This window comes from Mitsuaria sp. GD03876, from assembly GCF_029840635.1.
Classification (GTDB): Bacteria; Pseudomonadota; Gammaproteobacteria; order Burkholderiales; family Burkholderiaceae_C; genus Roseateles.
The window spans coordinates 55,316-69,275 of sequence record NZ_JAOCCU010000022.1 but is presented as its reverse complement, the minus strand read 5'-3'; the positions used below and the strand labels follow the sequence as shown (position 1 = coordinate 69,275).

The following is a 13,960-nucleotide window of genomic DNA, read 5'->3' as shown; positions in this document are numbered from 1 at the left end:
GGCCAATTCCCAACTTGAGAGAGGAGAACGATGGAGGCTGTGAATGGCCTCGACAAGGAATCGAGATGACATGCCGCTCAGTCCAGCCCGCCTCGGGCGTTGACACCCTTCTTCAAGGCGTCGTTCATGATCTTGCTTCGCGAGGGTGTCGGGGCACCCTGCTGCGTAAAGGTGAACACCTCGATCTGTAGTTTGCCAGCAGGCACCTTGTAAACGCCCTTCGCATCCGGCTTGAGACCCAGGCGCGCACCCAGCTTGTCGGCGCCGGTCCCCCACATTTCGATGTCCTCGCCCTTGGCCAACGCCTTGTAGACAATACGCTGATTCTTCGTGAAATCGCCTTCCCCGAGCTTCACCTCCGCCACATGGAAGAAGTCGGCACCCTTGAACTGGAACACGCCGTCAGCGATCGCGTGAACGCCATTCGCGCGCAGGTGGAGGTTGCTGTGGATGGGTTCGGCGCCAGCCTCAAGCAGGACATCGGACAGGTACTGGGCCCCCTTTCCCGCCAACCTCGCAAGGGACCGGCCATGCTTGCTGAGGTTGTTGAAGAGGTAGGCAAAGCCAGCCTGGGCGGCGCCGCTCGCGAACTTTCCTCCGCCGACCACGGAGGCGGTTCCGCCCGCCACCATCGTCATGGTGCCTTCGACTGCCCAGTGCAGGTCCAGGCCACTCGTCGCTTCGCTGAAGCCCTTGCCAACTACCCCCGATAGCGCGCTTGGACCACACGAGCCGCCAGTGGCCGCACCCTGCAGGCATCCCACCACAGCGTGGGCAAGCATCTTCGCGGGAATGGACTTGTTCAGCGTCTCCGCGCCGACCACGTTGAAGGCCGCGGCGAAAAGCATCGACTGCGCGATCGATTCCACCGTCGCACCCGGCGTCAATGCAGTTGCGACACCGGCTGACACCACGGCATTGCCAAGCCCACCGTGCGCGAAGGTCTGGCTCACCGAGCCCAGACCGCTCTCCACCAAGCCTCCGGCCTTCCCCGCCCCTGACAGCGCGGCCATCATCATGATCTGACCGGCCATGCGCCAGTACTGGTTGCCCTCCTGGGCCAGCACGAAGCCCACGACGAAGACCGGAATCTGCCACCACTCGCCCGTCGGATCGCGGTAGATCAACGGGTTGTTCAACACGTAGCTGTAGCGGTTGTAGCCCTGCAGCAGCGTCGGATCCTGGATCAGCGGATCGGCACTGATGAAGCGACCGAGCAGCGGGTCGTACAGGCGCCCGTTCATGTGCACCAACGCAAGCTCGTCCAGGTGCTCGTGGCCAGTGAAGCCTCGGTCGCCATGCGCCGGCCCATCCGTCAGGGCCATTTCCGCACCGGTCGACGCCTGACGCCGTCCCCACGGGTCGAACAGCGCGCGCTCGATCACCTGGCCGTTCGCATCGCTGACGGCCACGATCGAGCCCAGCGCGTCCTTGTGCCAGTAGTTCAGCAACTTCGGATCGGCCTGGACGGCGCCGGCGCCGGCGCCTTCACCCAAGGTCTTCACGACGGCGACCACCTCGCCGCCAATGCTCACGTAATGTCGATGCTCCGTCCGTGCATTCGGGCCCGCGACGACGTCCTCACGCTCGTACGAAAGGCCGCCCGCGCTGTCCGGATGCAGCTGGAACACGCGTCGCTGGAGCATCCCGGCCGAGTAGAAGTCCTCGCGCAGTCGTTTGTAGTCGCCGTCATACAGAAACGTGACCTTGTTGCTGCCGTAGCTCATCGTCGCGGGCCGATTGAACGCGGTCCACGTGTTCGTGCGCCGCTGCACGCCCGTCACCGAGGTCAACTGCCCGTTGTCGTCGTAGAAGTAGTCGCTACCGCCCGCCGACTTCACTGCGAAGGGTTGCGACGCGCCCGCCGCGTTGTAGCGGTAGCCGCCGACGTCTTCCTTGCTCAGGATGCTGCCCAGCGCGTTGTAGGTCACTCCAACCGCACGCGTCGCGCCCGCATCGCTGCCCGAGCGCAGCTGATGATGCGTCAAGCGATTCAGCCGGTCGTACTGGAACTCGTCCATCACGGCCCGCCAGGCTTCCTCCCTTGTCACGATGTTCGCGACTTTGTCGTACGTGTAGCGATGATTCAGGACCCAGTCCCCAGCGCCATTCGTCGCGAACAAGCGGAATGCCTTGCCCGACAGCGGGTCCATGTTGTGGGCGGACTCGACACCGTTGCCCAAGCGGGACTTGAGCAACTGGCCACGTGAATTGAACACATCACTGCGCGCCAGGCCGTCGATCTGCCAGAACACGCGAGCCGCATTCGCCGCATCCGCAACACGCACCAACACACCTGGCACCGGATCGCTGGGGCCGGCGTAGCCATAGCTCACCGCGAAGCCGGTCGGATAGCTCTGCCGCGCCACGCGGCCCAAGCCGTCGTATGCCGCGCTGCTGACAAAGGTCCGGTCGCCGGTGCCCAGGGCCGTCTCGGCGAGGCGTGCCAGCGAGTCATAGCTCATCCGGTAGTGCGCGACCTTTGGCAACGCCGGATTGGCGGGATCCGCCCCCGAAGCGACTTCACAAAGGCGGTTGTGCCCGGAGGCGCAGGGCTGCCCTGCCGAAGTTCGATCGTGGTACCAGACGGTGTTCAGGTCCGCGTTGCGCTTGGCCGTCATCCGGCCGAGTTCGTCGTAATCGAGCGAGGTCGGTTGTCTCTTGCCGTCAATCTGCCGGCGCAGCTGACCCAACCCGTCGTACTCGTACTTCCAGGTGCCGATGCTGGGATCGCTCATCTCGACCCGGAAGCGCGCATGCCCCGGCGAATAGGCGATGGCGGTCGTGTTGCTCATCGCATCCACGATGCGCACGGGATTGCCGACCGCGTCATAAGCAGTATTCAGCGTCGCGCCGTAGGCGTCGACGGTCTGGACCACGAGGCCCTGCGCATCCTTGCGCGCGATCGTCTGCCTCGACACCTGGTCCGGCGTCGATCCAGCGGGGATTTCCGCGATCGACTCGAGCCCACGGAAGATCGTCAGCTGGTCACGCTCGAGCCGCGATCCGTTCTCGGCCCCTCGCCAATAACCGCGCTGGTGGACCGCGCGATGCATCAGGTCGAACGCGACCGTCCATTGCCGGTGGTCGTCCGCGTTACCCGGCGTCACCGCTCCGGATACGTCGCGCCCGTAGAAGTTGTTCCATCCCGCCACGACCAGACCCAGCTCGTCATAGGCAGTCAACTCCATCACCCACTTGCCGCTGAAGTGACGGATTTCCTTGGCGACCTCGCGGTGCAGGCTGTCGTAATGCACACGGGAAGGCGGACCGGCCGCCTCGCCCGACGGCCCGTAGGACTGCGTCTCGAGGTAGTAGGCGGAGACGATCGTCGGCGCCACCGTGGCCACCGGATTGCCCTGGCCGTCGGTGTTGAGCCGCGATCGGTAGTCCACCGGGATCGTGCCGAGCGAGCGGATGTCCAGGCAGGCGGCCAGCTCACCAGCCTGCGCCGTCTTCATGGGCCCCAGGCAATAGACCCGGCGCGTGTCCACGTAGCCATCGACACTAGCACCCGAACCGTCGCGGCTCACCGGCGTGTACTGTCGTTTCACGCGACCGAAGCCGTCGTACTCGACGCGCGTCGTCAGGTGGCGGCCGGCATCGGCCTCGATCGTCTTGTCCAGTGGCTGCCCAGTGCCCGGATCGATCCGATTGGATGCACGGCTCATCGCCAGCGCCGGGTTGGCGTCCAGGCCCGGCTTGCCAACCCGCAGCGCAGTAACAAACGCGCCCTCCCCGTGCCCGTTCTGCGCGGCATACACGTACTGCGTCGCGCGCGGCACGAAGTTCGCGCCGGACGGGCTGCACGAGCTGGTCGTCGTCAGCTTGCGGTTGCCGTAGGCATCGAGCTGGTGCTCGGTCAGCACGCAGTCGGTCGAGCCGGGTTCGACGGTCTCCTTGATCAGCTGTCCGGTGATCGGGTGGTACTCGTAAGCGACGGTGCGCGTCACCTGGCTCTGCGCCAGCGCGGCGGACACCGACCAGGCCGGCAGCGTCGCGGCGATCGCGCGCAGCACGCCGCGCAGGACTCGGTTCATGGGCATCGGGACATCCTTGCGGCTCATGTCAGTCCTCCAGCAGCAGTTGGAGGATGGCCGAGAGCACGGCCGGCGAGATCTGGCTGGGCGGCGGCGTCTGACCCTTGGGCGGCATCGTCGAGAACACCTCCGCCGCGTGCGGCGAGGTGCCCACGTTCGGAGCGCCATGCATCTGGAGCTGCTGTTCCGGCGTCGGCGCCACGCTGGTCACCGTGCTGCGCGTCAGGCGGCCCAGCATCCACGCGTCGAGGTTGTCCTGGTAGGTGTTGACCGTCGACTTGCGCCAGGTCAGGCCGGTCCCGGCGCCTTCCAGGATCTTCGTTTCCTGCACGACCTCGGAGACATTGCCGTAAACGTCGACCGTCGTGCGCACCGTCTGCAGCGGCAGCCGCACGCGCGTCGCGCCATCGAGGTCCCATTTGTCGGTCGTGGTCGTCGTGGCGAAGCGCATTCGCGGATTCGCCGGCACGGTGTCGCCCAGCCGGTTGACGGTGAGCTGGGTCAGCAGGTAGTCGGCGGTGTTCAGGTCACCGCCGCTGGGCGTCGCCGCGATGGTGTTCAGGATGTGGCCCAGCGCCGTGCCCAGTTGGCTGCCCGGCACCTGCCCGGGCTTGCTGCCCGTCATCGCGAAGCGCCGCTGGATGCGCATCTGGCCCACCTCGCGGTAGTCGCCCTTGGTCGAGCCATCGACGTCGTCGTTGCCGCTGGGGCCGGGCCCCAGGCCGTTGCGGTTGCCCAGGCCCTGGAAGTAGGCCAGGTGCTCGATCGAGTTGGTGCCCTCGGTCAGCATCCAGCGCTCGGCGAAGCCCTGCGAGCCCAGCAGCGGGCTGTGGCGCAGGTCCTTGTAGTAATAGCGCGCATTGCCGGTCAGGCGCTGGTTCGTGCCCTCGCGCCAGGCGCGGGTCTCGAACACCACCGGCTGCCGCGGCTGCAGGATCAGCGAGCCGTCCTTGCGCGCGACCGCGCTGGCCTCGCCATAGCCGCTACGGTAGTACACGCGGCTGCTGCTCATCGGGGCATAACCAATGCGCGTCTCCGCGCCGACGCCATCGCTGAACTGCGTCAGCAGCGGCGGTTCGGGCAGGCGCTGGTCGGGGAAACCGGCGATCACGCCGTAGACCTCGCGGGTCTGGTTCCAGCAGCCGTTCTCGTTGCAGGTCTCGGTGTTCGGGATCTCCTCCGTGCGCATCGTGATGCGGCAGAAGGTCGACACGCCGTTGCCGAACATGTCGCAGAAGCCGCGCCCCGTATCCGGGATGCCGAAGTTCTGCCAATGCAGCTGCACGTCCGAGTTGGCGAAGACCTGCGCGTCGCCCGAGGTCAAGCGGCACAGCATCGAGTTGGTCGAGTTCTGCCACTCGTTCTCATGCGGATTGCCGCCGCCGACGGCTCGGCAGTAGTCCGGGTTGCCGTCGCCGTTGACGTCGACCCACCAGCGCGCGAACCAGCCGGTGTCGGTCGGTTCCGTGACCACGTCGCTGCCCAGCCAGCCCAGGCCCATCGACAGCCGGCAGGCGATGCGGCGCTGGCCCGAGGTGTTGGTCGCGCGGCAGTAGTCGGTCTTGCCGTCGCCGTTGATGTCGATGAAGGCGGAGCCCGACTCCTCGTTGCCGGGACCGAGGTCGGTCGAGCGCGACTCGCCGCCGGTGAACGGACCGTTCTTCGTGCCCAGCAGGCAGCGCGTCGCGTTCTTCCAGATGAAGCAGTAGTCCTGGTAGCCGTCGCCGTTGACGTCGTGGAAGCCGCCCTTGCGCAGGTCCTCGATGGAGACGTCGGACAGCGCCACCGTGCCCCAGTTGGGCAGCAGCGTGAAGCCACCGGTGCTGGCCATCGTGCATTCGATCCGGCTGCTGCCGCCGCCGGTCTTGATCAGCACGCAGTAGTCGGTGCGGTTGTCGCCGTCGAGGTCGGCGAAGGTGAAATCACCGCGCTCGACAGGACCCGGACGATTCACGAACGGCATGTAGCGCACGTGGGTCGGACCGACCGGATCGGACACCGTGCCCCAAAGGAAATCCGTGCCCAGCCGGCATTCGACGGCGAAGCCCGCGCCACCCTCGCGCTCGGCGACCTTGCAGAAGTCGACCTTGCCGTCGCCGTTCTGGTCGACCCAGCGCACCGTCTCCGGGAAGGTCCAGCCGACCTGTCCGAAGCTGACCGGCGAGGACGCAAGCACCGCGCCGTCCGACAGGTAGCAATCCAGCCGCGTGTTGTCGACCAGGAAACACAGGTCGTCGCGGGCGTCGTTGTTGATGTCGACCCAGTAGCGCCCTTCCTTCGCGCCGACGTTGTTGAAGCCCTCGCGCACGTAGGACTGTGGCGACTGCGCCTGCGCGCCCGGCGCGGACAAGGCCAGCACCAGCATCAGCAGCGGCGCCATCAGCAGCGCGGACAGCCATGGGAGCGAGCGCCGCATCGCGAGCGGCGACAAGCGCTGGAGAAGTGCGGAAGCGATGGCCATGAGGGGACTCGCGGACGAGGAAGGGACCGGGAAGGCGGGAACGTGAACCATGGACGTCCTCACGGGCAGAGCAGCCGGCGGCCGGTGCGCGGATCGACGCCGCAGTCGTTGCCACCGACCGGCGGCCGCACGACGCCGCCGTCGCCGGCGGGTTGGGTCGTCGCCTGGCCCCAGACCTGGTCGGCGGTATGGCTGAACTGCAGCGGCGGCAGCCGCGAACCGTCGCGGCCGATCTCCTGGAGGCTCGCGAGACGGCTGGTCCGCGTGGCGCGGACCGGCGTGGCGCCGTTGGACAGCGCCTCGTAGGTCAGCTCGTAGGTGCGCACGCGGGTGCCGCGGTCCGCGGCGGCGGGACCGGCGAAACCCGTGTAGGTCTGGAGCGACTTCAGGCGCTGCGACTGCTCCTGGCGCGAGCCGGCGTGGAAGCTCAGCAGGCGATCGCGACGCGTCTCGTAGGTCAGCAGCACCGCCGAGTTGCCGGGCGCGCCCGGCCGGTTGGTGTAGCGCACGTAGTGCAGCACGTGCGAGCCGGACCAGGTCGACTGCGTCGATTCGGTACAGCGCGCGCCGTCGTCGAGCACCTCGCCGGCGCAGTAGACGAAGTCCACGCTGTTGCCGTTGCGGTCCTCGATCCGTCGCAGCATCCAGCGCACCGCGTACTGCGCCGACGGGATGCCCGAGCCCATGTTGCTGCGCACGATGCTGTTGGCGTCGCCGCCGAAATGCATGATCAGCCCGGACTTGCTCTCGACGGTCCAGGACTGCGGCGCGTTCGAGCCCACGGCGTAGGCACCGACCGCGCGGACGCGGGAGAAGCTCTCGCGCTCGGTCCGGTATTCGCTGCCGCCCAGGCCGTAGCTGGCGTCGGTGCTGGCCGCGCTGACCAGCAGCAGGCGCTGGCCGTCCAGGCAGTAGCGGTCGCCGGGACCGAAGGTCACCGGGCCGCGTTCGCCGTCATGCAGGTCGGTCTTGGGACAGCGCGTGACCGCCGACGGTCCCGTCAGCAGCCAGCCCAGGCCGACCATGCCGTTGCCGTTCTGGCTGCCGTAGGACAGGCTCAGCTGCGGCTCCATCCCGGCGATGCCGGGCACGACCTTGATCGGCACGTTGATGCTGGCCGCGCCGCTCGAGTTCACCGAGAACTCATGCGGCGTCGTCATCTCCGCCCGGACCCCGCCGGTCGTCAGCAGCGCCAGGATGGCGACGGCGGCGAGCCTCGCCAGGGTCATGGTGTGAAATCGCGTGTCGTGTCGCATCGTCTGTGTCCGCCTCGTGCCGCGTCCGAGGTCGGATCGAGCACGAGCAGGCACGACGCACACCGTCCGATCAGCGGACGCGCGTTTTCCTGCGAATGACTCTCCCTCTCCCCGACGCGGCGTTGCACCGCGCGTCAGATCCGGCGGAACGTCTTCGCGTCTCACCTAGACCTGCTGGTTGGGCGCGGAGTATACGCATTCATCACACCTTCTTAACTCAATCTTGACGATTGACGGCGGCAGGAAAAAGCCCGCCGGCCTGTCATTCGGATGACTTGCCGGCAGCCTCCGGCCGTGGGGTGGCCAACGCCAGCATCAAGGGCGACGGCACGGGCGGCTCGAACGTGCACAGGCGCCGATAGAGGTCGAAGACCTTGGCCTCCAGTTCCGCCGGGCTGGCGCAGATCCGGGCGCCGATCAACCGCGCCCGGTAGTTGTGGATCTGCTCGCGCACCGCCTGCGACCAGCTCTGGCTGGCCGGCGTGAGGTCGAAGGTGCTGGTGCGCAGCACATGCAGCCAGCCGGTCAACACGGCTTCCGGAAGCGCGGCCAGCGTGTCGGTCAGCGTCGTGGGCAGCGCCCTGCCCGTCTGGAGGCGGTACAGCATCAGCAGCCGGATCACCAGCGCCGGGTCCGCCGCCGCGGTCATCGCCAGCGCCTCGTGCGGCGCGCCGTGGCGCACCAGCCGGAACAGCCGCTGCAGCGTGTCCAGGTCGCAGCACGGCAACGCGCGCGGGAACTCCTCCTGCGGGACCATCAGCAGATCGCCCTGGAAGTAGCGCAGGCCCAGCGCCTTGAGCCGCAGGTAGTCGGCCGGTTCGGTCAGGCGATCGGCGATCAGCGTGACACCGCCCTGCCGCGACAGCGCCTGCACCGGAGCCCAGGCGCTCACCGGCGCCAGGGACACGTCCAGCTTCACGAAGCTCATCATCGGCAGCCACTCCATGCGCGGGTCGTCGGGCGAGGTGACGCCCGCCATCGCGAAGCGATACCCCCGCGCATGCAACTGCGCCAGGCGGCGCGTGACCGGCTCCTGGACCGGCATGTCGGCAGGCAGCTGGATCGCGCCCAGCGGACCGCACAGCACGTCGGCGATCGGGCTCAGCAGCGTGGCCGCGTCCATGTCGACGAACACGCAGCCGGGCCGGCGCTGCATCAGGGCGCCGTCCAGCAAGGCCTGGCTCAGCAGCATGCTGGTGGCGTAGGGACTCGGCGGCGGCGGCGTGCGGCGCAGGCCCTCGTTCCAGCGGAAGCGAAGTTCGGTGCCCATCGGCTCGACCGATCCGTCGATCACCGATTGCCGCGCGAACCGGACATTGGCGACATCGGGCTGGATCAGCAGCCGGGCGAGCGTGACGCCGTTGCGAGGGGGACGGGAGGAATGCATGGCGGCCTGGAGAACGTCGACTGACCCGGGTGTCGGGGTGGGACGTCAGTATTTCCAGGAACCGTCCGATGTTCGATGACTCAGCTCAGTGCTCTTGCGGGCGCTTCCGACTGGGACCAGTCGGGCGCCGACTCGTTTGCTGGGTGTTCGACGTCCGCTGGCGACAGCGGCAGCACCAGCACGGTCCGCGCCCCTTGCGCGGTGCGTTCGAAACGGAAGTGGGCGCCGATGCGCTCGGCGCGGCGCCGCAGGCCCTCCAGGCCGGTGCCGCCGGACAGCGGCGATCCGCCGCCCGCCGGCGCGTCGCAGGCGCCGCCGCCGGACCGGCCGTTGTCCTCGATCAGCACCTCCAGCCGCTCCCCGTGGAACACCGCCATGCGGATCGACAGGCGGCTCGCGTTGGCGTACTTGATGGTGTTGGCGACCGATTCCTCGACGATGCGCATCACCTGCTTGGAGAGATCGTCCAACAGCACGATTTCGGACCCTTCGAGAATGTCGTACTCGATCTGGAAGTCCCCCCGGGTGAGGGACTCGTCGAGACTGCTGCAGTAGGTGAAGAGGACGTCGTGGATCGTCCGGTGCTCCCGGACGTCGGTCACCGAGATGATCTCGCGCAGGTCGGTCAGCGCGTCCATCAGGCGCCCCTCGAGCCGGTCGTGGTCGATCTCGCGGTCGCGCACGCTGAACAGCGTCGTCACCAGCTTGGAGCCGATGCCGTCGTGCAGGTCGCGGTAGATGCGGTCGCGCTCGCCCTGGGCCGCGGCCTCGTTCTCCATCTCCCGCTGGCGGTTGTAGCTGACCAGCAGTTCGCGCTCGCGCTGCTGCAGCGTGTCGGTGAGGATGCGGTTGTGGTCGCGGATGCGCTTCACGTTCGCCTGGAAGGTCGTCAGCAGGATCTGCGCGACGACGAACAGCAGCAGCGGCACGCTCAGGTGGCTCAGGAAGATCGGCGTCACCAGCAGGTGCGCGAGCGACCAGCCGGCGTCGGGCATCGGGAACTGGACCAGTTGCAGGATCGCGTTGTGGTCGCGCAGCGCGAACACCTGGGCCAGCACCGACTGGAACAGCAACGACATCGCCGTGCGCGAACGCGTGCGCGCGACATGCAGCGCCACGCGCGAGCACGCGTAGAGGTGGAAGACCAGCAGCGCCGGCAGCCAGTAGGCATCGAGCCATTCCCGCCCGCGCAGGCCCAGCAGCGGATAGGCGATGGCCGCGAACGCCGCCGCGCCGAACAGCGCGATCCGGCCGCCCCGGCCGAGCGGCTCGCCGACGAAGGCGAAGAGGAACAGGGTCAGCACCGCGACCACGCCTCCCATGCAGGCGTACTGCACCCAGACCCACAGCGGCACGAGCGCCGCCGGCTTGTAGGGCAGCAGGACCAGCGTGAACAGCACCGACCACAGCACGGTCGTGGCGCCGGCATGCAGGAACACCGCGCCGTCCTTCTTGCTCGCGAGCCAGGCGCCCAGCATGAACATGCCAGCCAGCAGGCAGAAGACATTGGAGGCGTTGGCGAGCGACGAGCCGATGAACGCGGTCAGCTCGTAGATGTACGAGATGGTGCCGAGATCGCCGATGTAGATCGGCGCCAGGTGGACCCGCGCGTCCCAGGTCGTGAGCTCCACCGTCAGCTGGTTGCCTTCGGGCTTGACCAGGCGACGCGCCAGGGGCGCCTGGAGCGGCCGGTACCACTTGTAGCGGCTCTTCGCATCCGACTTCGGCAGTCCCGCGATCCAGACGCCGTTGAGGTAGATGTCCATGCCGTCCAGCGCCTGGCTGACCAGCAGGCTGGCGCCGGGAATGCGCGATTCGCCCGGGGAGTCCTCCGGCGACCACTCGTCGCAGCAAGGCGCCGGGCGCGCCAGGTAGCGATCCAGGTCGATGCGGAATCTGGCCCGCTTCAGGCCCACGACCTGGCTGAGGTCATGGGCGTAGGGAAGCCCGATGTGGCGCTCGTCGACCAGGGACAGGCCACGCAGGCGCGGCGACTCCGGGCCGGCGTCGCGCGAATCGGGCGGTGCGGCGACGATCTCGAGGTCCTGGGCCGCCTCGATGCGATGGACCCGGGTCGCCAGGCAACTCGTGGCCACGATCAGCAGGGCCAGGATGAGGAAGGTCAGCCAGAACAGCACCCCCTTCAGCGACCGCCGGGGCCGACTACTCATCGATCAACCCATGCAGGCGCGCGGCGTTGGCCGCCATCGCGCGCGACTTCACCCCCAGCTTGCGATAGACGCTGCGCAGGTGCTGGTTGACGGTGTGATGGGAAATGCTCAATCGGCGGCCGATCTCGACGATCGGCAGGCCCTCGACGAGGTGGCGCAGGACCTCCCACTCCCGCTCGCCCATGCCGAGTTCGCGCAGCACTTTCTGGCGGTCGACCTGCGGGCGCTCGTTGTTCTCGAGCATCGTGATCCGGTCCACCACCAGTTGCGCCACCGACGGGCTGAGCGGCGCCTGGCCGTTATGCGCGCTCACGAGCTTGTCGACCATGGACGGCTGGATCTCCTCCTTGAGCAGATAACCGCTGGCCCCGGCCCGCAGGCTGCGCATCACATGCTTGCTGTCGCCAAAGGTGCTGACGACGACGCTGCGCGATTCGGGGCACTTGTCCTTGATCAACCGGATCAGTTCGACGCCATCGACGTCGGGCAACCCCAGGTCGACCACATACAGGTCGGCCCGATTGGCGAGGATGGCCGCGACCGCCTCGCCGCGATTCTTGGCCACCCCGACCACCTCGCAAAAACTGCTGTTCGAAATCACGTCAACCAGCCTTTTCATGACGGCCGGATCGTCCTCGATGATCACGACGGCAATACTCATTCGTTAGCTCCTTCTCACTCGTTTTTCCCATGCCCGGAGGCGGGCACAGTTTCGCGAGCGATGGAAAAGGAGCAATCACCGAAGCAAGTAAAGCAAAAAACACGGCCTAACAGGATTCAGTGGTCGTCGAGGAGGATCGGCGCCATCGCCGCCGCAGCCCGGAGATACATCGCAAACCCCGCCGCCATTGGCGTTTGAGGTAATCATCCGCACTGGCGACCAGACAGACCACCAGCAGCATCAGGCCGCCGATCGCCAAAAGACAACCCATCCCAGTTAGTTCAAATGAGGGATAACCGAGACCGGCTGAATCGATCCGCTCGATCAGGAGACATCCGGTACCCGCGACGGTCAGGCCGATCGAGATCGCGTACATGTTTTTCATCGCACAAATCCATCCGCAAACTCCGGTGGCAGTGTCATCGACTGCGATCAGCTTGCTAATCACTCAAACCTGTATCGATCGACTTCGAATTGCTATCAGCAATAAATTCTTTTGATGAATGGCGTATTTTTCGAACTTATGGTTCGAGTAATGAAATGCCAAAGCTCTTTCTGGCCATTTATTTATCGCCAAAGGGCCATTGACCATTTCGTGATCAGCCACCACGACAACTGCCGCATGAACTCAGTCGCTGAAATCGCGCCGGCGACGAGCCGTTCGACCGGGGCGGCCGTCAGGGAAAACAAAACGGGCGCCCGAAGGCGCCCGTCGTGGGGAGGGAGCGGTGGCGCGCTCAGCGCAGGAAACGCCCCCGGGGGTCGATGATCGCGATGTCGGCGTAGTTGGTGCCGGTGTGATCGGTGGGGCTGAAGTTCAGCTCCATGCCGCCCAGGTCGTAACGCGTCATGTTGTTCAGCGCCCGCAGCAGGCTGGCGCGCGTCTGGTCCTTGCCGGCGCGCTTCAGGCCCTCGACCAGCACCTTGGCGCTGGCGAAACCTTCCATCATGGCCGGCGTCACCAGGCCGCCGCTCTCGGCCGGCTTGGCCTTCACCAGGTCGGTCAGCTCGCGCACCATCGGCAGGTTGGTGCTGCGCTCGCTCGGGAAGACCTGCGAGACGATGACCCCGGCGGCGTTCTGGCCCAGCAGCTGGACGAAACCGTTGGAGGCGTTGTTGGACAGCGTCGCGCCCAGGATGCGCGAGCCGGCGGCGCGCAGCGCGTTGATCGTGTCGGCGGTGATCTGCTGCGAGGCCACCAGCAGCACGACCTGCGGATCTGCCGCGACCAGCTGCTTGACCATGCCGGGGATGTCCGGCTTCTCGCGGTCGTAGGTGAAGTGCGCGATCGGCTTGGCCTTGCGGTGCTCGAACCCGGCCATCGCGCCAGCGACGCCGTCGGCGCCGAAGGTGTCGTTGACCTGCACCAGCGCGATCCGCGTGTTGCCCATCTCGAGCAGCAGCTGCACGGCGCGCTCGGCCTCGCGCTGGTAGGTCGAGCGCACGTTGAAGACGTAGGCCGGCACCGGCTTGTGCAGCAGCATCGCGCCGGTGGACGGCGCCACCAGCGGCACCTGCGCCTTCTCCAGCAGCGGGATCACGGCCTGCGTGTGCGGCGTGCCGCGGGTCAGGAAGAGCGCCACGGCGCCCTTGTCGATCAGCGTCTGCGCATTGGCCGCGGCGCGCTTCGGATCGAAGCCGTCGTCCAGCGACTGCAGGTCGATCTTCTGGCCGTTGACGCCGCCGGCGGCATTGACGTGGTCGATGTAGAGCCGGGCGCCCAGCGTCAGCTCCTTGACGCTGGCGGCGACCTGGCCGGTGAAGCCGGCCGTCTGGCCGATCAGGATGTCCGCGCGGGCGGCGGCGCTCAGGCCCAGGGCCAGCGCCGCGGTGGCGACGGAAGCGGCGAACCGGCTCAGGGGCCGGCGGCGGGAAGGCTTGCTCATGGTGGTCTGTCCCACCGGCGCGGTGTGGCGCGCCGGCTGTGTCTCCTGCACGCCGGCGCCCCGATCGGGAGTGGCGCCGGCCCCTCGGCGCCCTCCCC

Annotated in this window: 8 protein-coding genes; all 8 read right to left on the bottom strand. The window is 67.2% G+C overall.

The genetic code is table 11. The annotated features are described in order from the left end of the window. Window positions 1-77: 77 nt before the first annotated feature. The 8 genes from N5D62_RS15345 to N5D62_RS15310 all read right to left on the bottom strand — a co-directional run bounded on the left by N5D62_RS15345 (window position 78) and on the right by N5D62_RS15310 (window position 13,862). Window positions 78-4,067 carry an RHS repeat-associated core domain-containing protein gene (locus tag N5D62_RS15345; protein ID WP_279758714.1) on the bottom strand — a complete coding sequence of 1,330 codons (3,990 nt, stop codon included), beginning with the start codon at window positions 4,065-4,067 and terminating at the stop codon, window positions 78-80. Window position 4,068: 1 nt separating this feature from the next. After that, entirely contained in the window at window positions 4,069-6,501 is a 2,433-nt protein-coding gene (locus N5D62_RS15340; RefSeq protein ID WP_279758713.1) for a VCBS repeat-containing protein, read from the bottom strand. A gap of 59 nt (window positions 6,502-6,560) precedes the next feature. Continuing rightward, a complete protein-coding gene (locus N5D62_RS15335) occupies window positions 6,561-7,730 on the bottom strand; it encodes a SpvB/TcaC N-terminal domain-containing protein (RefSeq protein ID WP_279758712.1) in 1,170 nt (389 codons plus the stop codon). Between the two features lie 289 nt (window positions 7,731-8,019). Continuing rightward, window positions 8,020-9,144 (bottom strand): hypothetical protein, encoded by a 1,125-nt coding sequence (locus N5D62_RS15330; RefSeq protein WP_279758711.1) that lies wholly within the window; start codon window positions 9,142-9,144, stop codon window positions 8,020-8,022. An 80-nt stretch (window positions 9,145-9,224) separates the two neighbouring features. Next, on the bottom strand, window positions 9,225-11,315 hold the full coding sequence (locus tag N5D62_RS15325) for a hypothetical protein (RefSeq protein ID WP_279758710.1): 2,091 nt from the start codon (window positions 11,313-11,315) through the stop codon (window positions 9,225-9,227). Further along, complete coding sequence (locus N5D62_RS15320) at window positions 11,308-11,976, bottom strand: response regulator transcription factor (RefSeq protein ID WP_279758709.1); 669 nt, start codon at window positions 11,974-11,976, stop codon at window positions 11,308-11,310. Before N5D62_RS15320 ends, N5D62_RS15325 begins: the two co-directional genes overlap by 8 nt. A 106-nt stretch (window positions 11,977-12,082) precedes the next feature. Next, window positions 12,083-12,361: a hypothetical protein gene (locus N5D62_RS15315; RefSeq protein WP_279758708.1), complete on the bottom strand. Its 279-nt coding sequence runs from the start codon at window positions 12,359-12,361 to the stop codon at window positions 12,083-12,085. Between the two features lie 352 nt (window positions 12,362-12,713). Continuing rightward, window positions 12,714-13,862: an ABC transporter substrate-binding protein gene (locus N5D62_RS15310; protein WP_279758707.1), complete on the bottom strand. Its 1,149-nt coding sequence runs from the start codon at window positions 13,860-13,862 to the stop codon at window positions 12,714-12,716. Window positions 13,863-13,960: the final 98 nt, after the last annotated feature.

Bases quoted from the DNA above. Each gene is read 5' to 3' on its own strand.
- N5D62_RS15335 (WP_279758712.1), bottom strand. From the start codon at position 7,730: ATGACCCTGGCGAGGCTCGCCGCCGTCGCCATCCTGGCGCTGCTGACG.
- N5D62_RS15310 (WP_279758707.1), bottom strand. From the start codon at position 13,862: ATGAGCAAGCCTTCCCGCCGCCGGCCCCTGAGCCGGTTCGCCGCTTCC.
- N5D62_RS15345 (WP_279758714.1), bottom strand. From the start codon at position 4,067: ATGAGCCGCAAGGATGTCCCGATGCCCATGAACCGAGTCCTGCGCGGC.
- N5D62_RS15320 (WP_279758709.1), bottom strand. From the start codon at position 11,976: ATGAGTATTGCCGTCGTGATCATCGAGGACGATCCGGCCGTCATGAAA.
- N5D62_RS15340 (WP_279758713.1), bottom strand. From the start codon at position 6,501: ATGGCCATCGCTTCCGCACTTCTCCAGCGCTTGTCGCCGCTCGCGATG.
- N5D62_RS15325 (WP_279758710.1), bottom strand. From the start codon at position 11,315: ATGAGTAGTCGGCCCCGGCGGTCGCTGAAGGGGGTGCTGTTCTGGCTG.
- N5D62_RS15330 (WP_279758711.1), bottom strand. From the start codon at position 9,144: ATGCATTCCTCCCGTCCCCCTCGCAACGGCGTCACGCTCGCCCGGCTG.
- N5D62_RS15315 (WP_279758708.1), bottom strand. From the start codon at position 12,361: ATGAAAAACATGTACGCGATCTCGATCGGCCTGACCGTCGCGGGTACC.